The sequence below is a fragment of the Rheinheimera sp. UJ51 genome (assembly GCF_020819615.1).
Classification (GTDB): domain Bacteria; phylum Pseudomonadota; class Gammaproteobacteria; order Enterobacterales; family Alteromonadaceae; genus Alishewanella; species Alishewanella maricola.
In genome coordinates, this window is the sequence record NZ_JAJHOG010000005.1 from 228814 (window position 1) to 251880 (window position 23067).

Annotated in this window: 20 protein-coding genes; 6 read left to right on the plus strand and 14 right to left on the minus strand. The window is 44.8% G+C overall.

The window, feature by feature from the left end; translation table 11 throughout:
* Positions 1-339: 339 nt before the first annotated feature.
* From LMJ53_RS08805 to LMJ53_RS17080, 10 genes are read right to left on the minus strand one after another with little or no spacing between them, the layout of a single operon-like run.
* Positions 340-3549: a PAS domain-containing protein gene (locus tag LMJ53_RS08805; protein WP_229585712.1), complete on the minus strand. Its 3210-nt coding sequence runs from the start codon at positions 3547-3549 to the stop codon at positions 340-342.
* 45 nt (positions 3550-3594) lie between these two features.
* Positions 3595-4287, minus strand: a complete 693-nt coding sequence (locus LMJ53_RS08810; protein ID WP_229585713.1) for a response regulator transcription factor — start codon at positions 4285-4287, stop codon at positions 3595-3597.
* 54 nt (positions 4288-4341) lie between these two features.
* Positions 4342-5391 carry a protein-glutamate methylesterase/protein-glutamine glutaminase gene (locus tag LMJ53_RS08815; protein ID WP_229585714.1) on the minus strand — a complete coding sequence of 350 codons (1050 nt, stop codon included), beginning with the start codon at positions 5389-5391 and terminating at the stop codon, positions 4342-4344.
* A gap of 2 nt (positions 5392-5393) precedes the next feature.
* Positions 5394-6011: a chemoreceptor glutamine deamidase CheD gene (gene cheD / locus LMJ53_RS08820; protein WP_229585715.1), complete on the minus strand. Its 618-nt coding sequence runs from the start codon at positions 6009-6011 to the stop codon at positions 5394-5396.
* Positions 6008-6835 carry a CheR family methyltransferase gene (locus LMJ53_RS08825; protein ID WP_229585716.1) on the minus strand — a complete coding sequence of 276 codons (828 nt, stop codon included), beginning with the start codon at positions 6833-6835 and terminating at the stop codon, positions 6008-6010. The genes cheD and LMJ53_RS08825 overlap by 4 nt, the downstream gene beginning before the upstream one ends.
* 2 nt (positions 6836-6837) lie before the next feature.
* Complete coding sequence (locus tag LMJ53_RS17075) at positions 6838-8814, minus strand: methyl-accepting chemotaxis protein (RefSeq protein WP_324295597.1); 1977 nt, start codon at positions 8812-8814, stop codon at positions 6838-6840.
* Between the two features lie 4 nt (positions 8815-8818).
* Positions 8819-9331 (minus strand): chemotaxis protein CheW, encoded by a 513-nt coding sequence (locus tag LMJ53_RS08840; RefSeq protein ID WP_229585717.1) that lies wholly within the window; start codon positions 9329-9331, stop codon positions 8819-8821.
* Positions 9328-11205: a chemotaxis protein CheA gene (locus LMJ53_RS08845; protein WP_229585718.1), complete on the minus strand. Its 1878-nt coding sequence runs from the start codon at positions 11203-11205 to the stop codon at positions 9328-9330. Before LMJ53_RS08845 ends, LMJ53_RS08840 begins: the two co-directional genes overlap by 4 nt.
* Positions 11206-11218: 13 nt before the next feature.
* Positions 11219-11584, minus strand: a complete 366-nt coding sequence (locus tag LMJ53_RS08850; RefSeq protein WP_229585719.1) for a response regulator — start codon at positions 11582-11584, stop codon at positions 11219-11221.
* Positions 11585-11628: 44 nt separating this feature from the next.
* Positions 11629-12801, minus strand: a complete 1173-nt coding sequence (locus LMJ53_RS17080) for a methyl-accepting chemotaxis protein (protein WP_324295598.1) — start codon at positions 12799-12801, stop codon at positions 11629-11631.
* Positions 12802-12992: 191 nt separating this feature from the next.
* Here LMJ53_RS17080 and LMJ53_RS08860 point away from each other — a divergent pair, with 191 nt between their 5' ends.
* The 3 genes from LMJ53_RS08860 to LMJ53_RS08870 all read left to right on the plus strand — a co-directional run bounded on the left by LMJ53_RS08860 (position 12993) and on the right by LMJ53_RS08870 (position 15741).
* Positions 12993-13415, plus strand: a complete 423-nt coding sequence (locus LMJ53_RS08860) for a BLUF domain-containing protein (protein ID WP_229585720.1) — start codon at positions 12993-12995, stop codon at positions 13413-13415.
* A 140-nt stretch (positions 13416-13555) separates the two neighbouring features.
* Positions 13556-13993: a response regulator gene (locus LMJ53_RS08865; RefSeq protein WP_229585721.1), complete on the plus strand. Its 438-nt coding sequence runs from the start codon at positions 13556-13558 to the stop codon at positions 13991-13993.
* Positions 13963-15741: a putative bifunctional diguanylate cyclase/phosphodiesterase gene (locus LMJ53_RS08870; RefSeq protein ID WP_229585722.1), complete on the plus strand. Its 1779-nt coding sequence runs from the start codon at positions 13963-13965 to the stop codon at positions 15739-15741. Before LMJ53_RS08865 ends, LMJ53_RS08870 begins: the two co-directional genes overlap by 31 nt.
* A 108-nt stretch (positions 15742-15849) precedes the next feature.
* Here the strand turns inward: LMJ53_RS08870 and LMJ53_RS08875 are convergent, their stop codons facing one another.
* Both LMJ53_RS08875 and LMJ53_RS08880 read right to left on the minus strand, forming a co-directional pair.
* Positions 15850-16779 (minus strand): chemotaxis protein, encoded by a 930-nt coding sequence (locus tag LMJ53_RS08875; RefSeq protein ID WP_229585723.1) that lies wholly within the window; start codon positions 16777-16779, stop codon positions 15850-15852.
* Between the two features lie 114 nt (positions 16780-16893).
* Positions 16894-17634, minus strand: coding sequence for a DUF429 domain-containing protein (locus tag LMJ53_RS08880; RefSeq protein WP_229585724.1), 741 nt, complete (start codon positions 17632-17634; stop codon positions 16894-16896).
* Positions 17635-17785: 151 nt separating this feature from the next.
* On the opposite strand from LMJ53_RS08880, the gene LMJ53_RS08885 reads away from it, so the two are divergent.
* The gene (locus LMJ53_RS08885; RefSeq protein ID WP_229585725.1) at positions 17786-19171 is read left to right on the plus strand and encodes a M24 family metallopeptidase; all 1386 of its coding nucleotides are present in this window, start codon (positions 17786-17788) and stop codon (positions 19169-19171) included.
* 11 nt (positions 19172-19182) lie between these two features.
* On the opposite strand, the gene LMJ53_RS08890 is transcribed toward LMJ53_RS08885, so the two are convergent.
* Positions 19183-20502 carry an ABC1 kinase family protein gene (locus LMJ53_RS08890; RefSeq protein ID WP_229585726.1) on the minus strand — a complete coding sequence of 440 codons (1320 nt, stop codon included), beginning with the start codon at positions 20500-20502 and terminating at the stop codon, positions 19183-19185.
* Between the two features lie 146 nt (positions 20503-20648).
* Between LMJ53_RS08890 and umuD the strand changes: the two genes are divergently transcribed.
* Both umuD and umuC read left to right on the plus strand, forming a co-directional pair.
* Positions 20649-21080 carry a translesion error-prone DNA polymerase V autoproteolytic subunit gene (umuD, locus tag LMJ53_RS08895; RefSeq protein ID WP_229585727.1) on the plus strand — a complete coding sequence of 144 codons (432 nt, stop codon included), beginning with the start codon at positions 20649-20651 and terminating at the stop codon, positions 21078-21080.
* Positions 21077-22351, plus strand: coding sequence for a translesion error-prone DNA polymerase V subunit UmuC (gene umuC, locus LMJ53_RS08900; RefSeq protein WP_229585728.1), 1275 nt, complete (start codon positions 21077-21079; stop codon positions 22349-22351). Before umuD ends, umuC begins: the two co-directional genes overlap by 4 nt.
* Here umuC and LMJ53_RS08905 read toward each other — a convergent pair.
* On the minus strand, positions 22348-23028 hold the full coding sequence (locus tag LMJ53_RS08905) for a HEPN domain-containing protein (RefSeq protein WP_229585729.1): 681 nt from the start codon (positions 23026-23028) through the stop codon (positions 22348-22350). The genes umuC and LMJ53_RS08905 overlap by 4 nt on opposite strands.
* Positions 23029-23067 lie beyond the last annotated feature (39 nt).

Sequence of the window (23067 nt, forward strand, 5' to 3'; positions counted from 1 at the left end):
ATTGACCCCTCTTAAAACCTTGCCATGTTTTTCGGCGCTGAAACACCGAGCTAAGCTGATGGCTCAGCTAACACCTAGCCGTTATGGTAAAACACAGCATCGGGCAGCTGCTGAGCACCGAATACCGCGCAGCTTAGAGCAGCTTACTTAAGAGAGACTGAAGTTACAGGATGAAGCAAAGGCAGTTTGCGCGTTAAATTTAAAGAAAATACCGCGCAACAACAGCAGCGTTAAACCAATAAAAGCGCCGCTCCCCTTGTCGGTCAGGCTTAGGGTAAGTCGGTGTGATCAGCCTACACTTTCGCTAAGCCCCCTTAAATTTAACGAAAAGTACCAGCGCTATGTTTTCGGTTGTTGCGGCATGTCGGCCTGCTTTTGCTTCCAACTCAGGCTTTCTTCTACCGCATTTAATACCCGATTAAAGGATAATGGTTTCATAATAAAGCTATTTATAATGCCTTGATCCATCGCTTCAGATAGCTGATCAGGATAACTACCAGAAACCAGCACAATAAAACTATTTGCATTGTGTAAACGCAACTCATTGGCTAAATCGATACCATTCATTTCGGGCATGCTGTAATCAATAAAGGCTAATGAAATATCAGCGGCATGTCGTTTAAAAAAGGCCAAAGCAATCGAAGGCGAGGTAAAGCCTTTATTATCAATTTGCTGGCGCTCTAATAACTGACCAAGCGTGATCAGAAAATCCGCATTATCGTCCACTAACACCGTTAACCCCGTCCGGCTTTGATGGTTTTCTCGATCGGTAGTCGCAAGCGCGTCATTATTTAACTGATTAAAACGCTCGTAGGGTAAATAAACAGTAAACTCTGAACCCACACCGACTTCAGATTCACAGCGCACAAAACCTTGATGATTACTTACAATATTTTGTACTAATGACAGCCCAAGCCCCGTACCCTTGCCTTCGGCCTTAGTCGTAAATAGCGGTTCAAACATATTATCCATAACAGCTTTACTGATGCCACAGCCATCATCGGTAACCCTTATTTTCACCCAAAAGTCGAAGCTCGACAGGGCAAAGAAATCGGTGTGATCAACAATGTACAGTTTGATATTTAAATGACCTTTCGCTTTACCGCCATGTTTAATCGCATCAATGCTATTACTGAGTAAATTGATAAACAGCTGATGTAACTGCGAGCGATTACCGCGCAAATTCAACATACCATCACCGGTATGATTACTGATGGATAACTCGATATTACTGGCAAGATTAGCTGAAATGAGTGTTTCTACGCCTTTAAGTACCTTGATCAGTGATACCGTACTTTTTTCTTCCTGCTCATTACGTGAGAATAACAAGATCTGGTTGATTAATTCTGCAGCACGTTCAGAGGCCGCCACAATATTATCTAAAGCGTCATGTACTTTGGGATCCGTTTTAATGCCCGACTTCTCCAGTAATAGTTGGCACATATCTGCATTAACAATGGATGCTGCCAAAATATTATTAAAATCATGCACTACGCCACGGGTTAACGCACCTAGCGCTTCAAGTTTATTCGATTCACGTAACTGTTTTTCTAAAGCGCGGATCTCGGTCAAATCTTGAATATTGGCTACACGAAAACATTCGCTACCCTCTTTGTTATTAACTTGGGAGACGTTGACGATAACCGGGATATGCGTGCCGTCTTTTTTAACCATAACGGATTCAAAGGATACAAAGCCCTCTAGTGCCACACGTTTAATAAAACGTGGTATTTTCTCATGCTCTTCCTCGCTATAAATATTTTTAAGCACATGGCCTTTCAGCTCGCCAATTTTATAGCCCAACATATAAGCAAAATGCGGATTATGCTCGCCAATAATGCCGGTTTCACCACGCGAAATGGCAATGCCCCAACGCGCGCTATGAAAGATTTGCTTCCAGATACTTAATTCGTTTTCAAAATTAACTTGCTGGGTAATATCACGTTGTAATGAAAAGTATTCTTTAATATTCCCTTGCGCATCCAGCAGCGGATGAATGGTTAATTCTACCCAATAAGGTTTGTTATCGGCGGTATAATTGACTAAACGGCCTCTAAACACCTCCTTGGCATGTAACGCAGCGGAGATTTGTTTAATGACCTGTTTATCCGTATCAACACCCTGCAACAACAAACCAGGATGTTGGCCTTTACAAGCGGATAACGAATATCCGGTACAACGTTCAAAACTGGCATTTACCCATTCAATTTGTCCATTTTTATTGCACAGCACCACCATATCCGAGGTGCTTTGGACTACTTTGGCCAAACGATTAATTTCATCAATATCCGTATTTTGTTGCTGTAAAGATTGCGCCAAACGTTGCGTTAGCTTGGCAAAGGCAAGTTCGATCACTTTAATTTCAATCAAACTAGAATGAGGTATCACTTTGGGTATAGACAGCGCCAGCAATCCCTGTTCATTGCGCACGGCCACCTGACTAATATAGTTATTCACTCGAGCAAAGGCTTTAGCTAAACGTTGGATCGTTAATAAAATAAGTGCAGAGGAGAGTAAAAACAAGATAACCAAACCGAATAGCGCTTTACGATGCTGTGCTTTTAATGGCACTAAATACTCGCTGTTATCAAAGGCATTAATAACAATCCAGCGATAATCGTCGTTTATATTAATGGTATTAATGCTAATCGAATAGGCTTGTTGATCGTACTCTATCGTAAAATAATCAGTCTGGTTAGCCAGATTTAACGCTTGTTGGCGGTGTTGTTGGTAAGCCTCATTAACGCGACTTAAAAATTTATCCTGAGTAAAAGATAATTCAGTGGTGCGCAGCGCCGTTAATGAAGAATGACTAATAATATGCCCAGCAGAATCAATAATGACGGCGCGATCACTAGCATGCAATAATAATTGCTTTAACATGTCATCAATAAAATCGACGAACAAATTAAGACCAAACACCCCCACTAATTGCTGCTCTTTATCATAAATCTTCGTACTTAACGGTAAAGCATAACGATCGTAAGCATGGTAGACAAACATCTTGCCCCACACCGGGCTATCACTGTTTAAAGCATCTAAATACCAAGGCCGCTTTGTTGTCATAAACTCGTTACGTCGCGTCATCAGATTGTTTATTTTGCCGCTGTTGTGCGTATCGTAAAACTCTATAGCGCCCTTGCTATCCGGTGTAACTTGCATTAATTGAATATCATCAATACCTATTCTGCTGTAACCGGTAAACAGGCCGTCTGGCGTACCAAAAAAAATGCCATCGATATATTCAAAAGACTGTATTTGATTGAAAAAAAGCTCAGTTAATGCGGTTAAGTCAGAACGAGTGGCTTGGGCTAAGATCACTTTAATTTCTTGTTGGTTAAACTCGAGTACCGATTCAGAATTGCGTAGCATCAAGCCAATTTTTTGTTGAATTTGACTGGCCATATTTTCATGTAAGTTCTGTTGTACTTGTTGTAATGAACTGTTGTTCACTGAAATCATGGTCAGCGCAATAAAACAAAAGGTTATGCCACTGATACTGAGCCACAAAATAGAGAGATAGGCTTTCAAACTAATGCGTTTAAACATAATAAACCCTTTAAAATGGGTACGCTTCCAGCGTAGTGTTGCCAGTTAAACCACTAACTTGTAGCCAAAATTACGCACCGTAATTAATAGCTTCGGCGTGCGACTGTCTTGTTCAATTTTTTTACGAAGCCGGCTGATACTAATATCCACCGCCCGCTCCGACTCTGCCGTTTCAAGTTTTAAACAACTGTCGAGTAATTGCTGCCTGGAATACACCTTGTTCGGATTGCTGGCGAGTAACTTCAGGATCTGAAACTCACTCGGCGTTAGCGGTTGCACTTTACCTTCTTGATCCTGTAAATCGTGCGCTTCAATATCTAAACGCCAATCACCAAATTGTAAAACTGTCGCTTTTACCGGGTTTTGATGTTGTGCAGTCAGTGCTAAACGCCGCTCAATACGCAAACTTAATTCACGAGGCGAGAACGGCTTAACTAAATAATCGTCTGCACCTAACTCTAAACTGGCCACCCTATCGTCTATATCAGTTCGACCACTGATGATAATCACCGGTAATTGTTGGCTGTAACGCAATTTTCGTAATAAACATAAGCCATCTTCATCGGGTAAGCTCAGATCTAACACTAAAAGATCAGGTTTAATATTATCGAGCATGCTTAAGGTATCCGCCGCGTTTTGACAATACGTTACACGGTAACCCAAAGCGTCTAAATAGGCCTGCAAGGCAATACCAAACTGATAATCATCATCAGTTAATAACAAATGCTTTGCTTTCATGGTGTAATCCTTTTGCTGTACATTGTTACACGGTAACAGCGCGTGTCTGTGGCGCTATAAACGGTTGCCACTGCCCATACGTTTAATTTGGCTAACCACCACCTCGGCGACATCAGCTAAAGGGCTGATCACTTTGACACCCCCAACCTTTATTGCTTCACCTGGCATGCCAAATACCACGCAACTCGCTTCATCTTGTGCTACAGTAAAGGCACCTTGCTGAAATAATGACAGCATCCCTTTGGCGCCATCTTTACCCATGCCGGTCAAAATCACCGCCAACACGTTTGCCCCCGCGCTGCGCGCTAACGAGCCAAACATGACATCAACCGAAGGCTTATGACCAGTAACCCGCTCACCATCATCAAGTTTAATGCGGTAATCAGCACCGCTGCGTTCAATTAACATATGCAAATCGCCTGGAGCAATATAAGCATGCCCTGGCAAAACACGTTCGCCATTCACAGCTTCTTTCACATTGATTTGACACAGTTTATTTAAACGTTCGGCAAAGGTTCGGGTAAATCCCGGCGGCATATGTTGGGTGATCACAATACCCGGCGAGTTTGAGGGTAAATCAATTAACACCTCTTTAATGGCTTCGGTGCCGCCCGTTGAGGCGCCTATGGCAATAATTTTTTCAGTACTGCTGTAGCTCAGATGTTGCGGTTTACTTGTGCCGCTGCGTGTTTTTGTTTGTTTCACCTTAGCCGCAGCAACCATTCTGATTTTTTCTAAAATCATGCCACTGTATTGCTGCATGCCTTCGGCAATGCCGACGGAAGGCTTAGCGATGTAATCAATTGCACCTAACTCAATAGCCCGCAAGGTGGCATCGGCGCCTTCTCGCGTGAGCGTTGACACCATGAGCACCGGTGTTGGCCTGGCGCGCATTAATTTATCTAAAAAGGTTAAGCCGTCCATTTTCGGCATTTCAATATCTAGCGTGATCACATCCGGGGCAAATTGATTCACCATATCTCTGGCCGCATAAGCATCGGCTGCCGCGCCCACTACCACCATATCGGGTTGGGTTTGCACAATAGCGGAAAGTAACTGCCTGATCAGCGCAGAATCATCGACAATCAGTACTTTTATCGCCATGCTCACTCCTCAAATAACTCAACATCACCTGCTCTAACAATTTCACGTAACTTCGAGCGATATAAACTTTCCCGATCCAAAATAGTGGTGTTGTTTAATGATTTAATCTTTCTAACTGAAACCTTGCCACTTTCTGGGAAAAAATAAACTTTGCGTGGATAACAATCGAGTAAATCCGCATTTAACAGCGTGATATTTTCAATCGCCAGATAATCTAAAATAAACTCGGCGTTACGTTCCCCCACATTATTGATGGTCAAACCTTTTAGCACATTGCCCCCACCAAACACCTTGGCTTGTAACCTTTCACGCTGCGCACCTAGCTTCAACATTTCGTTAATTAACTTCTCCATCGCAAAATTGCCATAACGCGCTGAATCAGCGATACCTTGTGCGCTAATATTAGTATCGGTTGGTAATAAAAAATGATTCATCCCCGACACTCTTGCCACCGGATCGCGTAAGCATGCCGCCACGCAAGAACCTAATACCGTCACAATCACGGGATCTTTGCGTGTAGCAAAGTACTCACCTGGCAGTATTTTTACCGCCTCGCGCTTAAACTGCGTGTCAAAATAACTGTTAATGCCATCAACTAATTCTTCGCGTTGCGACGTCATGCCATGGTTTCCTGTGCAGCACGATAGGTGGTTTTGCCCACAGGATGCACCAAATCCTTTAAATGACTAAAATTTTCTGAATGCCCAGCAAAGTACAATCCAGTGGGTGACAATAACGAAATCATCCGAGCCAATAACTGCTCTTGGGTAGGTTTATCAAAATAAATCATTACATTACGGCAAAAAATAATGTCGAGAGGTCCTCGTACTGGCCATTGTTTGTCTAATAAATTAATTTGCCGAAACAGTACCGTTTTCGCTAGCTCGGGTACTACCCTGACTAAGCCCGCATTACTGCCACTGCCCCGTTGAAAAAATTGCTTTTTGTACTCTAATGGCACGCGCTCAACTTTATCCTCGGTGTAAATAGCCGTTTTGGCCTGAGCTAGCACTTTACTATCGATGTCGGAGGCGATAATGCTTATCCCCGTATTAAATCGTTGCTTCACTTTTGCCACTGTCATAGCAATAGAATAAGGTTCTTCACCGGTACTGCTGGCGGCACACCAAATGTTTTTCACTTCAGGGTGCCGTCTTAGGTACTGCTCTAACATATCAAAATGATGCGGCTCACGAAAAAACGCCGTTAAATTGGTCGTTAAGGCATTAATAAAGTTTTCAGTTTCGGCCTTGTGCTCGGCTAAATAACGCAAGTAACTGCGAAATGAGGCCATTTTTAAGGCCCGTAAGCGGCGACTCAAACGGCTATACACCATGGGTTGTTTTGAGTCGCTTAACTTAATGCCAGCCAGCTGATACAAGGTGCGACGAATAGCTTCAAAATCTGCCGCGTCAAAACTAAATTCCCTTGCCTCATTAACCATAGTTAAAATTCATTCCATTCATCTTCATCCGACGGCTTAGCTTTTAACGCTTTCGGCTCCGATTTTGCCACTTTTACCGGCGACTTAGTCGCTTTTTTTAAAGGTGCTGCCAGCTGTTTTTTCGGTGCCGCCTTTGCTGTTAAACCAATGGCTCTGGGCTCAGGCGCGCCTAAAATTTTAAATGACGCCACATTTAAGCTTAATTGCGAGGCTTGTGAGCTCATGCTCTCAGCAGCTGCCGCAGCTTCTTCTACTAAAGCGGCATTTTGCTGTGTTACTTCATCCATTTGCGAAACGGCCTTACTGACTTCATCAATTCCGGCCGCTTGCTCTGCTGATGCGGCAGCAATTTCTGACATAATGTCGTTCACCCGCTTGATCGACACCACAATTTCTTTCATGGTGGCACCGGATTTATCGACCAGCGCATTACCATTAGCAATTTTACTGACAGAGTCGGATATTAAACCTTTAATGTCTTTGGCCGCATTGGCCGAACGCTGCGCTAAGGTTCTCACCTCAGAGGCCACCACGGCAAAACCTCGGCCTTGCTCGCCGGCTCTTGCGGCTTCTACCGCCGCGTTCAATGCCAAAATATTAGTTTGAAAAGCAATGCCATCAATCACGCCGATAATATCGGCTATTTTCTCTGACGATTCTTTGATTTGCGCCATGGTTTTAGTGACTTGATCAATCAGATCGCCACCCTCAGAGGCTACCTTGGTTGCACTCGAAGCCAAGGTACTGGCTTGATTGGCGTTTTCTGAGTTTAACCGTACCGTGCTATTTAACTGTTCAATACTGGATGCGGTTTGTTCTAAACTGGCAGCCTGCTCTTCGGTACGGCTCGACAAGTCAGCATTGCCGGTAGCTATTTCTTCACTGGCTGTTTTAATCGTATCGGCAGCTTCAGCAATCTCACTGATCATCTGCGAAAGCTTTTCAGCCGTACTGTTAGAGAAGTCTTTTAACTCACCGAAAGTACCACTGTAATCGGTTTCGATACGATTGGTTAAATCACCATCGGCTAATGCATTTAACATGTCCGCCAGTTCTTGTAAGCTGGTACCCGACACCTCCATCAAAGCATTTAAGCGCTCGGCTAAACTTAAAATAAAGCCCTCTTTACCTTCAACAACAATACGTTTAGTAAAATTACCTTTACCTGCAGCTTCCACTAAGGACGAAACTTCAATTTCCGCTTCAACTTCGGCTGTACGATCTAACCATTCGACGCTGGTTCCTAAACGCGTTTCGCCATCAAAAATAGGATTAGCAACTAATTTAAAATGCAAACGCCCAACTTTAATTTGTGCTTCATGCGTACCGGTTAATTTATCCAGTAAATTCATTTGGTGAGCGGGGTTTTTATGAAAGATATCAATAGAGCTGCCGATCACTTTATCTACAGCAAAATGCGGTAAGGCTTTACGTAATTCACTTTCTTGCCGGCGCAACATCGCTTCAACCGAGGTGTTCATATAAATAATTTTACGTTCGGCATCGGCAATCATAATATTGGTGGTGGTGCCATGCAGCGCAGTCATCATACGCTTAGCATTTACCTCATTAATCAGCGTTTGGGTAAAATCAATCCATTCTACTGAGGTACCTAAGTGACGATTTTGATTATCGATGATCGGGCTTAAAAACAATTTAAAGGTGCGGCGACCAATTTTAATTTGCGAAGTATGGGTTTGTGATAAACGCGATAACATATTACGCTGATGCGCGGGGTTTTTATGAAAGTTATCAATATTGGTACCCACTAAATTTTTCACAGAAAACTGCGGTAGCTCTTTGCGAATATCGGCCTCAGCATCGGTTAATAATGACACCACCGATTTATTAACGTAAATAATATTCAGATCGTTATCGGCAATCATAAAAGCATTAGCGCTATTTTCCAGCGTTTGATAATAACGATCACGTTCAGCGGTTAACTCAGTATTATTGTTAAACCAATTTAAATATTTCATGCAGTTACCCCTGTGACGTTGTAGAGTTAGCATCAACCAGGCCAAGCTCATCACTGCCGATTAACGCTTCAATATTGACTAAAATAAGCATCCGCTCTTCAACAGTCGCCAGACCTTGCAGGTACTTACTGTCGAAGGCGACACCAAACTCCGGTGGTGGCATGATTTCGGTAGCGGCTAAACGCACGACGTCAGACACGGCATCCACCACGATGCCGACAATACGCCCTAATACATTCAGCATAATGACAATGGTAAACTCATCGTATTTCGCTTCACCGATGGCAAATTTGATGCGCAAATCGACGATCGGCACCACATCGCCACGTAAATTCAACACCCCTTTAATATAAGGGGGGGCATTGGCAATTTTGGTCACGGCCTCGTAACCACGAATTTCTTTCACCTTCATAATATCGAGCGCATAGTGTTCGTTACCGAGCACAAAGCTAAGAAACTCAAACATTTCTGAATCTGAGTTCACGCCTTTGGCATTGTCTTTTGTCGCGTGATTCATACCATTTCCTTAGCACTGGTGTGGCTAACTAACCGAGCCAATGACTCGATATCTAAGATAAGCGCGACACTGCCGTCGCCCATGATCGTGGCTCCGGCTAAGCCATTGACCTTTTTGTAGTGTTTTTCTAAGCTTTTAATAACGGCTTGTTGCTGCCCTTCTAGTGCATCGACAAATAGACCAAACCGATGTTGATTACTTTCAACCAACACAATGATGCCTTCTGCTGGAGTCGTGAAATGTGGTTGCACCCCCATCACTTCATATAAATTTAACAGCGGCCAATACTCCCCGCGTACTTTTAATAACGCACTGCCTTGCACCGTTTTAATTTGCTCGGGTTTGGGTTGAATCGATTCGATAATATTCACTAGCGGAATAATAAAGACACTCCCCCCGACCGACACCCCCATACCATCTAGGATCGCTAGGGTCAGCGGTAAATAGATATGAAAACTGGCACCAAGGCCATCGCGCGAGTCAATTTCGACACTGCCGCCTAGATCGGTAATATTACGTTTCACCACATCCATACCGACACCACGTCCAGAGACATCCGTTACGGCTTCGGCAGTGGAAAAACCTGGGGCAAACACCAACTGCCAGATATCTTGATCCGTCGGATTTGCAGGGATCTCAATGTGGTTATCTGCCGCTTTTTGTAAAATTCGTTCGCGATTTAAGCCTGCGCCATCATCAATAATACTGATTTGAATATTACCGCCACGATGCTGCGCTTTTAAAATCACACGACCGCTTGGATTTTTGCCCGCCGCCAGCCGTTTTGAAGGCAGTTCAACACCGTGATCGATGCTGTTGCGCACTAAGTGGGTAAGCGGATCGGCCAGTTTTTCAATCAGGCTTTTATCAATTTCCGTATTACCACCCTCAATCAATAAATCAATTTCTTTACCTAACTTGGTGGATAAATCACGCACTAAGCGAGGAAATCGGTTAAATACAAAGGAGATCGGCAACATCCGGATCGACATCACCGCATCTTGGATCTCGCGGGTATTTCGATCTAATTCTAATAATGCCGATTGCAACTTTTCTGCCAGCGGCCCTTCTAGCTGCGCCCCAACCAAAGACAACATTGATTGGGTAATCACCAACTCACCGACCATATTCACCAAGTTATCCACCTTGCCGGTATCAACCCGAATGGTGGCACTTTCCACGGATTTTGCTGCAGCAGTAGGAGGCCGAGCTTTGTTCATCGGTTCAATATCGGGCGTTTTTGGATTAACATCGGTGGTTGGTACGGGGCTATTGTCAGTGACGGGCTCAAATAAACCAAAGCCGTCATCCTGCGAAACGTTCAGTGGTGCAGGGCTATCGAAAAAGCCGAAACTGTCCTCTTCATCCGCAGGTTTGCTTGGAACATCGGTGAAAAAACCAAAATCCTCATCTGCTTTGTTGTTGGCAGCTTGCTCAAATAAACCAAAGCCCTGTTCCGCTTCTTGTTTCGCAATAACGCTATCATGTTTATCTAATAAGCTTTGTAACTTCAATTTGGTTTGTGAAATTAATGCGGTATCTTGCGGCGCATCAGAGCGGTATGCCGCCAAGATGGCTTTTAACACATCACTGGTAATTAAGAATTCATCCACTAACTCGCGGTCTAGTTGTAATAAATGTTTACGCGCTAAATCAAGTAAGCTCTCCATAATGTGGGTGACTTGCGCCAGATGATCAAAACCGAAAATACCACTGCCGCCTTTAATAGAGTGTGCTGCACGGAAAATCGAGTTTAATTGCTCGTCATCCACTGCCGTGATATCGATTGCCATTAATAATTGTTCCATTTCATCTAAATGTTCCTGACTCTCGTCAAAAAACACTTGATGAAATTGACTCATATCCACACTCATGACAACTCCTGTGTTAAGCCAATACTTTGGCAACCACTTCTAGCAATTTAGCCGGATCGAAGGGTTTAACCATCCAACCGGTCGCTCCGGCAGCACGCCCTTTTGCTTTCATTTCATCACTGGCCTCGGTGGTTAACATGATCAATGGCACCGTGCGGTAGGCCGCTAATTTACGTAACGACGAAATTAACGTCAGGCCATCCATACGCGGCATGTTTTGATCGGTTAATACAAAATCAAAACGTTTGACCTGGCATTGCTCTAACGCATCTTGACCGTCTTTAGCCAGTGTCGTGTTATAGCCTTTTGATTTAAGCGTCGTTTCAACCATTTGTCTGATTGACGCTGAATCGTCCACAATTAAAATCGCTTTACTCATCTGCAGCAAACCTCATGCTATTTATACTGGCGTTGCGCCATAGGTTAAAACAAGTCAATCGAGCCACTGTCCATTGACGTGGCAGAAACGGGATTGTAAATACTCTTGCGTTTCTCACGGACGTCGGCAAAGTAATGCTGGCATTCTGTCAAGACACTTTGAAGATGCTCACTGTCGTTGAATTTAAAGTGCTCTGATATAAAACCTAATATTTCAATAATATAGGTAATGTGTTGGCCGTTAATATCACCAAATTGCAAACCGCGAATGGCTTCGTTAATCGCCAGTTGTAACTCTGCGGCCAGTGTCGCTAGCTGGGCCACATTCTTTTCGTCTTTACTGGATTTTTCTAGGATTTCATCCAGTACCTTACGCACATCTTTTTTCGCTTTCGGTACAAAAGACAAATCTTGATTAGCCATGGTTTGTACCGATTCATTGATCACTTGAATTTGTTTGGTGATCGATTTCAGCTGCCCTTGAATTGACTCGCTAAAAGCAGCAGAACGGCTTGATAACGCCCGAACTTCATCGGCAACCACCGCAAAGCCGCGCCCAGCATCTCCCGCTCTTGCCGCTTCAATCGCGGCATTCAGCGCCAGCAAATTGGTTTGTGATGCAATTTGGTCGATGTCTTGCAAGGCGCGCAGCACTTGCGGCATATGTGCGGAAATATCGCTGACTTTTTCGGTCAGTGCTGCGGTTGAACTAGCCGTAAAATCAGCCACTTCAGCAAACACATCAAAAGTACTGCCAATATCAAGGGCAAAATCATGGATCTTTTCTATATAAGATTTTTCGTGATTAGCGCCAAAGGTGACTAAATCTTCGATGACCTGTTGCTGTTGCTCTGATAATGAAGAGAATTGCGAAAATGCGGTGGTTAATGTTTCAACCGCATCTTGTTGAGTGGATAACACTTGCTGCAAACTTAATGCACTTTCTTGTAATGGCGGGGTGAGTTCGCTGGATAATTGCGCCAGCATTTGCTGCTGCTTTTGTTGCTCGCTGGCAAGATTTTGTTTGGCTTGCTGTAATTCGCTATTATTGTCTGAACTTAGCGAACGCGCAGAATAGAAACTACTCCCTAAACACCCTAACATCGCCACTATCGCGGCACTAATGTTGAAATGAGCCAATAATAATCCTGCACTTATCAGCACGCTGACCAGTGAAATTTTTCCCTCTACACTTTTGAACCAGTTTGAAATATTCACGCAGCTTCCTTCTTGGATAATGGGAAGTTCTTTAACAAACTCTTATTAACTGTAGTCTACAATTGGTAGGTTAACTGGTTTATTTCTGAAATATTGAAATAATTTCTAACATGAAAATTCGATGAAACATCATTCATAAGCTAGCGTTAGTGAAGAGCAAACCGCTCTTTCAATGCGCAATAGGAGTTTATATGTTTCTCGTTCAAACCATTTATTACAGTGAGGTTAATGCGTCATTAACTGCAAAAGATATTGAGCAAATTCTGCTGTCATCACGCAAAAATAACGCTAATAAACAATTGTCTGGCATCTTAGCTTTTAATGGTCAATATTTCCTACAAGCCCTAGAGGGCCTGCGTTCTGAGGTGTGTGAAACCCTATCAGTGATCGCTAAAGATCCCCGACACAATGCCATTTATATTACGTCTCATCGCGAGATCGCTGAGCGTGATTTTTCGGGTTGGGATATGGCCTATGTTGGCCAAAGTAAATTCAATCGGGAACGCATGTTACGTTTTTCGGGTCATGGTGACTTTGTGCCGAGCATGCTATCAGGCGCGAGTTCTCTTGCCTTGTTAAAATCACTGGCAACACATGCAGAAGACATAAAATGAAATATTATTGAAATAATTAAGAAATAAACTTTTGTGGTTTATTTTCTGTTTTTTGACGCAACACTGAAATATTAATGAAAACAAACTGAGGTATTAGCCAACTACCATTTAAACGTACTCCCTCGAAAAGGATAATCGACATGGCAATGTTACCTAACGGCATGATTAACAATGAGTGTGTGTTAATTGTTGATGATTCTAAAACGATGCGTGATTCGTTAAGCACGTTAATTAGTACGCTCAATTGCCAAACGGTAACAGCCAACGACGGCATTGAAGCGCTTAACGTGCTGCAGCTGCAACATATTGATTTGGTGATAACCGATTTACTGATGCCGAATATGACCGGGTTAGAATTACTCAGTACGATCCGAAAAGAGTACTCGGATAACACATTGCCGGTTATTTTGCTCAGTGGCAGTGTTGATAAGCAGGTTGAACAACAAGCCAGGCAACTCGGTGTCAGCGAAGTACTTAGAAAACCTTTTGAAGCCAACAAATTATTGTTAATTGTCTTAAAACAATTAACGTTGTTAAGAGGTAGGCCATGTTATTCCAACTTAGCGATCACCCCTTAATTTGTAGCAAACAAAGCCATTGCCTTGAGTATGATGGCGTTGGGGTTACCCAGGCTATGCCCGTGGGCTTGATTGCCAAAATTGTCGATGATATTGCGTTATCTGTGGTGATCACCGATCAGCATGGGCGGGTTTGTTATGCTAATCATCATGCTAAAAACAACGTTAATGCTGCGCAATCTCTTAAGCTCAATCACTATGATCCTCTGTTAGACGAACAACAAATAGGCGAACACAATAAAACCACTATTTTATCAGCTTTAAAAAAGCAAAAGCAGTGGCAGTTTGATTACAAAACGCAACAACATGGTTATGCAACAACATGGGAGCAAGTATCCATGTCTGCCATTTGTGATGAGCAAGATAATTTGTGTTATATCGTGATTTATCGGCATGATATCACTGCAGAACGCAACTCTCTTGAACAGTTATCGTACAACAATAGTCATGACCGCTTAACCGGTTTAGTGAATAAAGAGTATGTGCTTACACAATTAGAAACACAGCTTACAACACAAACTGCAACCGCGTCTCATATCGCGGTATTAGTACTTGATATTGATAACTTTCATGCTATTAACGATGCTCACGGCTACAATATTGGCGATCAATTATTAAAAGACATTGCCGCGCGTTTAACCACTGGATTACCCCACGCCCACTTAATCGGCCGCTTGTCTGGCGACAAATTTATTGTGCTGTTCAAGGGTATTACTGAGCGGTATATTGTGGACGATTACATTGAAAGTATTCAACAGTTGTTCAGTCATGAATTTGATTTTACTGATAAATCCATTTTAACCTCGGTTTGTATCGGGGTGTCTTTAAGCGCCGGTGCTAGCGATGCCATTCAATTGTTACGCGATGCGGATAGCGCGGTACACCACGCCAAGGCTTCTGGGAAAAACAGCTATGTGGTTTTTAATGAACAGTTGAAACATGGTGTGCTGCGCTCGTCACAAATCGAAGTCGCGATGCGTAGTGCCATTAGCAATAATGAACTGGCGGTGTATTTTCAACCGATTGTCGATAGTCATAGTGGCCAGATCGTCTGCGCTGAAGCCTTATTGCGCTGGCACAACCCCGCCTTAGGTTGGATCTCTCCAGCAGAGTTTATTCCAATTGCCGAACAAAGTGGCCAGATCGTTAAACTCGGTAACTGGGTGCTAGAGCAAGTGTGCCAACAGGTCGCTCAATGGCGCCAATTAGCCTTGCCGTTATATGCTTGTGTTAATGTGTCTGCAGTACAACTGATTGAACATTATCAGTTCTACGCAACTTTTATGGCGTTACTTGAACGTTATGATCTCACCAGCGCTGACTTAGAGCTGGAAGTGACCGAAAGCTTGATGCTAGATAATGACGAGCGTCACGCTGAAACCTTGCAACAATTAATTGCGGCTCAATGTCGTTTTGCTATTGATGATTTTGGTACCGGTTTTTCGTCATTAAAAACCTTAAGCCAATTTGAATTTCATAAGCTTAAAATTGATAAGTCTTTTATTCAAAACGTTTTAACCTCAAAACGTGATCGCTCGGTAACACAGGCCATTGCCCAAATCGCTAAAACTTTAGATATGCAAATTACGGCAGAAGGCGTTGAAACCGATGAGATGCTGCAGTTTTGTAAAAGCTTAGAGTGTGATTTCATTCAAGGTTTTTTGTTTTATAAACCGATGACAGCAAAAGCGTTGTTTGCTTTATTACAACAACAGGCCAGTATGCTGGAGACAAATGAAGCACGTTAACTGGCCAGTGATCCTTAATACCAAAACGCTAAGCCTCTTAGCGGCAACGCTAAACTGCTGGGTATCACACGGGTACTCTACTTTTAACGTGCTGTAGTGCAACAAAGCTTAAGATGATTGCTCTAACCAATAATTGACGGCAGAGAGCAATTCATCGGGGTGGAATTTAGCAATAAATTGCTCTGCCCCAACTTTTTTTACCATAGCTTCGTTGAACACACCGCTCAGTGACGAGTGAAGAATAATGTGGATGTCTTTTAGCTTGGCATCGGCTTTAATTTCGGCGGCTAAGGTATAACCGTCCATCCGAGGCATTTCGATATCCGAAATCAATAACGGTACTTCGTGAATCAAATTCGCCCCAGCACTTTCCGCTCGCTTATGTAACCAATCGAGCGCTTCTTGGCCATCTTTAACTAATTCTGCATGAATATTCACGCTATTTAACGCCCGTTTTACTTGGTTACGCGCTACCGCCGAATCGTCGGCTACCAGTACCACGATTTTGCTCAGGTCTAGTTTATGTGACTGCGCTTTAACTTGCTCGCTGACCTCTTCTTCCATTGGAATGATTTCAGAAAAGACTTTTTCAACATCAATAATTTGAATTAACTGCTTTTCTATTTCAGTCACCGCCGTCAGGTAATGACCCCGGCCTGCACCTTGTGGTGGCGGTTTAATTTGATCCCAGTTTAGATTAACGATCCGATCCACACCCGACACGAGAAACCCTTGTACATGGCGGTTGTACTCAGTCACGATAACAAAGGCTTTAGACATATCGGCAATCGGCACACCGGTTGTGGCTTGGGATAAATCCACCACAATAACGGAATCCCCCCGCAGCTGAGCAATGCCTTTAACACAAGCATGTGAGCCGGGCATTTCTGATAATTCGGGAGCTTGGATCACTTCGCGTACTTTAAATACGTTTATACCAAATAACTGCTTACCGTTTAACCGAAATAGCAGTAACTCAAAGCGGTTTTGCCCAGCTAAGTTAGTACGCTGATTAACTGAATTTAAAACATTACTCATTACTGCAACCCCTGCTTGCACGCATTCTGCTCATTTGGCAAAGCGTTATTTATTCTCTTCTAACGATAGCATAGTTTTTCCGCTTTCTTTTTACCACATCGTTAAATCTATGAATTAATTTAGCCAAGGTGCATAAACAATTTGTCGATTCAGCCCTTCACTGTCAGGATCGGCCACTGCCGGCAGAAATTGCCAGTGTTTAGGCTGACTCGCCGCCAGTAACAAGACAAACGCATCGATAATATCATCAGGTTTCGCGTGTTTTTTTAAGGTTTCGCTTAATGCCTGCTCAATAACGGGCAGCCAGTGCGGTACTTGTGCCGCGATCACCGCTAAGCGTGCTTGTTGCCCAGCGACAGTGCTTTTCAATTCTGCCATCGGCGCTTGAGCAAAGCCGGCAAACACCAATTCCGGATGCGATTCGTAATAGCGGCCATGACAGCCTGGTTGCATTTGCAATAATTGATGAACTTCACGCATTTTCGGCACTATGTGCCAGGTTTGAATGGGAAAACGTTTACCGATCTCAGCCGCATTAATGCCACAGGCGGTAGAATAATCATCCGCATACACCGCCTGACGACAAGGCACCGGAAAAACGCTACCGCGCCGTCCGGGTAAAGCCTGTCGGGCTAAGCGATCGCATTGGCGCTGCGCTTCACCGGGTTCAATAAAGCCAATGGGCATATCAATAAACACAATACTGTGCCGAGGCAAACGGGCATCCACTTCAGCTAAGGTCTGACACAGCTGAAAACGAAGCTGCTCGCCCTGCAATATCGCTACAAACCAACCGCTTTTGCAGCCATCAATGCCCACATAGGTTGTGCTATGCTCTGTTGGCGTTGTTTGCATAAATACTCCTTTTGTTTATTTCGCGATGAGCCCCGCTATTTCTGAGATAACTCATTCTAGGGCTTGTTGACGTTTTCAGTTAGGATAAGCGCATACCTTACGTGCTTTAACCTGCTTTGTGCCAACACTCAGCTGAAAAAAGGATCATCTTATGATGTCTGTCTCTTCTTATTTGGTTCGTTCTGCGTTAGTCACTGCCTTGCTTGGCAGTGTTGTTTTAAGCACTACGCTAACAGCCGCCACGCCGGCCAGCCAAGGCCGGGTGCTGAATAGCGCTGCTGACTTTGCGGTACTTAGCCCACGCCAGCGTATTGCACCTGAAAATGCGCTACTCAGTGAGCGTATAGATAAGCTTTTACCCGCCTTAATGGCCGAGCAAGATTTGGATATGTGGTTAGTGATTAACCGAGAAAACGCTGAAGATCCGGTGTATTTCACCTTAGTGCCACAACCCACTTTTGCTGCTCGACGCACCACTATGCTGGTGTTTCATCGTTTAGCCGACGGTACTATCGAAAAACTCACGGTGAATCGTTACCCGTTAGGTGCACCTTACAACTCAGCCTGGCAAGGCGGCAGTTTAGATGAACAATGGCAGGCCTTGGGAGAGTTAATTGTCAGTAAAAACCCGAAGCGTATCGGCATTAATGTGTCTAAAGATTGGCCGGTCGCCGATGGTTTATCGTCAGCTTTACATAGCCGTTTACAAGCCGTGCTGCCGCCAGCGTATCAATCGCGTTTAATCTCCGCTGAAAAGCTGGTGGTACGTTGGTTTGAACAGCGCACAGCAGCCGAGCTGAGCGTCTATCCACACAGTGTTAGCCTTGCTCGCGGTGTGATTGCCGAAGCCTTTAGCAGTAAGGTAATTACCCCCGGTGTAACCCATACCGATGATGTGGCATGGTATATCCGTGAACGTTTTGCTCAGTTGCAACTGCCGGTGTGGTTTATGCCCTATGTCAGCTTACAACGTGCCGGCACTGCTTGTGCGGCTGATGCTGCAAATTGTGGTCAAAGTGGCGTGATCCAACGCGGTGATATTTTGCATACCGATGTTGGCATTTGTTATCTAACCCTATGTACTGATACCCAAGAGATGGCTTATGTGCTTAAAGCCGATGAGGAGCAAGCGCCAGCCGGTATTCGTGCCGCTTTGGCCACCGGTAATCGTTGGCAAGATCTGTTAACTGAGCAATTTGTGGTGGGTCGTACCGGTAATCAGGTGTTAGCCGCCGTACAACAAAAAAGCCAAGCAGCAGGTATCATCAGCAGCACTTACACCCACCCGATTGGCTTTACCGGCCATGCCCCAGGCCCGACTATTGGTATGTGGGATAATCAAGGCCCTACCGAGATCCATGGCGATTGGCCACTTTACAGTAATACCGCTTATGCCATTGAAGGTAACATCAAAAAAGCGGTACCCGAGTGGCAAAACCAACTGTTGCAGGTCAAGCTAGAACAAAGCGCCTATTTCGATGGTCGGCGCGTGATCTATTTAGCCGGTCGGCAAACACAATGGCATCTAGTACGTTAAGCGCGTTGTTTTTAAGCCTCGTTGCTTAAATACGGGGCTAATAAAGCCCGTACATTAACGCGCGCTTTTAGCCGCGCCGCCAACAAATACAAACCGCCTATTTTACGATGTAAAAATATCGCATCTGCCGGCGGTGTATGCCAGTAATCTTGCTGCATACTTAAGGCGGTGCCCGCTTCACGGATTCTCAGCGCTAAATCCGTTTGCCCAAAATCAAAGGCGCTATCGTGCTTTAAAGGCTCGGCCGCTAAATTCACTAAAGCAAGTACCGCTTGTTTTTGTGCGGGTAAAATTTGTTGGCTAAAAAAGCCAATCTGCGTTAACGCAGCGGCCATCGCCGCGTGATCTTCTGTTAAGGCCGCAGCAAATAATTGACGATAACCGTTACTAAAGCGGCTGCTGTAATGCCTACAAGCGCCAAAATCTAACAACACCAGCTGTTGGGTTTTCGTGTTGTATAAATAATTGGCAAAGTTCGGATCGGTTTGCACCAATTTAAATTCAAATAATTCACGAAACAGCAGTTCAAACAACAAGCCCATCACCCGATCGCGCTCGGCTTGATCATGGCTGCTTAATGCCTCTAACGCACTGCCTTCCACAAAACTCATTACCAAAATGTTTTCGGTGGTTAATTCTGAGAACACTTCGGGTACCACAAAGTGTGGGCTGTGCCCCAAGGCTTGGCGATACTGACGCAAGTAGGTGGCTTCTTGCAAGTAATCGGCTTCGCTGTGTAATTGTGCTTTTGCTTCGGTTAAGAGCCCACGATAATCGACACTTTTGGGCACCAGCCCGCTAATGCGTAATAAGGTCGCCACGTTATCAACATCGCTGTCGATACTGGCTTTAATCCCCGGATATTGAATTTTTACCGCAAGGCGCTGGCCATTGTCATGATAAGCCTGATGCACCTGACCTATCGAGGCGGCGGCTAAAGGCGTAAAGGTAAAATCACTGAAATGACGCTGCCATTGCTCACCCCATTCGTTGCGTAACACCTGTGCTAACTGCTTAACGGGCATGGGGTTACCGCTGGCACGCAAGCGCGCTAAGATCTCAGCTAAGGCCGGTGGCAGCATATCACCGCTGTCCATCGACAATAACTGACCGACTTTCATCGCCGCACCGCGCAAATGCGCCAATTGATCGGCGACGCGTTTGGCATTGCCTGGGGTAAGTAACAAGTCTTTTTTAGACGGCACTTGGCCTTTGGCTAATTGTCGTGCCCCTTCAGCCAGCATGCCACCGGCCACGCGACCGGCCAGTGAGGCTAAACTACCAAAACGGGATATGCGGTGCGCGGGCACCTTTGAACTACCTGCCGACATAAGTACCTTACTCTTGCAATCTGTATAGTAGGCTATACGCAGCCAAGCGCTTTTTGGTTGCTTCTCGGGCATAAGTTAGCACTTGTTGTGCAACCTGAAGCAAGGCATACTACACTGTATAGATAAACAGTATTCGAGGTAATGCCATGTCTGTTCAGTTTCTCGGTCAGGCGCAAGCCGGCGCACCCATTCGGTTGCCTTTCTTTAGCAGCAAGGTGCCTGCGGGCTTCCCTTCACCCGCGCAAGATTATATCGAGCAAAGTATCGATTTAAACCAGTTGTGTATTCATCACCCCACCGCCACATTTTTTGTGCGCGTATCGGGTGATTCGATGATTGAAGCGGGCATTTTTGAAGATGATGTTTTGGTGGTTGATCGCGCGCTGACCGCCGAACACGGAGACATAGTGGTGGCCTCAATCAACGGCGAATTTACCGTGAAGCGTTTAAGCTGCAAAATGAATTTGATGCTGCTGCCAGAGAATCCACGCTACCAGCCAGTGCACATTAAAAACGCCGATGAGTTACAGATCTTTGGCGTGGTAACCAATGCCATTCGTCGGTTTAATCGTAAATGAAAGCATCTTGTTTTGCGCTGGTCGATTGCAATAACTTTTATGCCAGTTGTGAAAAACTGTTTCGGCCTGACTTAGCACACCGCCCGGTGGTGGTGTTATCGAATAACGACGGCTGTGTCGTGGCGCGCTCTAAAGAAGCGAAAGCGCTGGGCATAAAAATGGGCGTGCCGTTGTTTCAAATTAACGAGTTAATTAAACAGCACCGTATTGTCACCTTTTCATCGAATTATGCATTGTATGCCGACTTGTCTGCCCGGGTGATGACCACCTTAGAATTAATGGCCCCCGCCGTTGAGGTGTACAGTATCGATGAAGCCTTTTTAGATCTGAGCCTCTTACCGCATACCGAGTTAACGCAGTATGGCCAAATCATTCGGCAGCGTATTGCCCAGTGGCAAGGCATTTCCGTATGTGTCGGTATTGCGCCGAGTAAAACGTTAGCCAAATTAGCCAATCATGCCGCAAAAACTTGGCCAAAAACCCAGGGTGTGGTTGACCTCACCGCCGTCACGCGCCAACGTAAGCTGCTGGCCTTATTACCTGTTGGTGAAGTCTGGGGCATTGGGCGCCAGTTATCGATCCGTTTACAAGCACTGGGGATCCACACCGCTTTACAGTTAGCCGATGCCAATCCCAGCTTTATTCGCCAGCAATTTTCGGTGGTGGTCGAACGCACCGTACGCGAGCTGAATGGTGAGTCGTGTATCCCGTTAGAAGAACAGCCCCCCACTAAAAAAGAGATTGTTAGTTCGCGCTCTTTTGGTGAGCGCATTACCGCGCAGCCATTATTGCAAGAAGCCATTGCCGAGTATGTGGCACGGGCCTGTCAAAAACTGCGCAAAGAGCGGCAACATGCTCGACAACTGACGGTATTTTTACGCACCAGCCCATTTAGCAAACCACAAGAGCCTTATTATGCCAACAGCGCCAATGCCACGTTGGGCGCGCCTAGTGCTGATACCCGTGATTTTCTGCCCTTAGCTAACCGCTTATTACAGCAGATCTGGCGCGATGGCTATCGCTATGCCAAAGCCGGCGTAATGTTAAGTGACTTTTATGATGAGGGCGTATATCAACCCAGCTTATTTGAACCCACCGCCAGTTATCATGCCGATCCCAGCTTAATGCAAACGCTCGATCGGTATAATCAGTCGGGTAAAGGTAAGATCTGGTTTGCCAGCCAAGGCGTGAAGCAAAGCTGGGCGATGAAACGGCAACATTTGTCTCCGGCGTACACCACCAACTGGTTACAGTTGCCGGTGGTAAGCTAAGACGGGTTAATCACCGGGTAAATCGCCTCACCCCATAATTGATCGGGCGCATTCATCATCAAACCAATAATCAGCGGTACCAGTTTACTCAGTAAATTACTGGCATCGTTCACTTGTTGACGATTTACCTGGCTATTCCACGTCGAGCCGCCATGCATAAGTTGATTACGTAAGGTGTATAAACGATTAAAAATATGCGATAGCGCCAGCGGCACATTCTTGTTGGCTAAGGCGTTGTGGGTTTGCTCTTTAGACTGCGCAAAACGTTTTAACCACTCAGCCTCACTGATACGACCGCGCTGAAACTCCCAATACGGTGCATAGACAAAATGATTACTGATTAACAGCCGAATACTGGATGAAAATTGCTGCCAAATCAGCTCATACAAGTGTTCACCGGTATCATAAGCGCAGATCTTAGCTAAAAACTGCTGAAAATGTTCTTGCTCCGGTAACCGGTCGGCTTGACCAAAATCATTGGCATAGGCGGCATTAAAGCTGATCCAATAAAAGATAAAGGCACTGTCGCTATCTTGCGCCGCTCTGGCGGCTTCGGCGCGGGCTAGCCAACTCAGCGCCCGATGCACCCGCAACGCTAAATTTTCAGGGAAATGATCACGATGTAATCGCTGATAGGTTTTGAGTTTAGCGTAGGATAAATCCGTTAAAGTCAACATAAGAGCCAATCCATAGCATTCAATAACTTATGATGCATA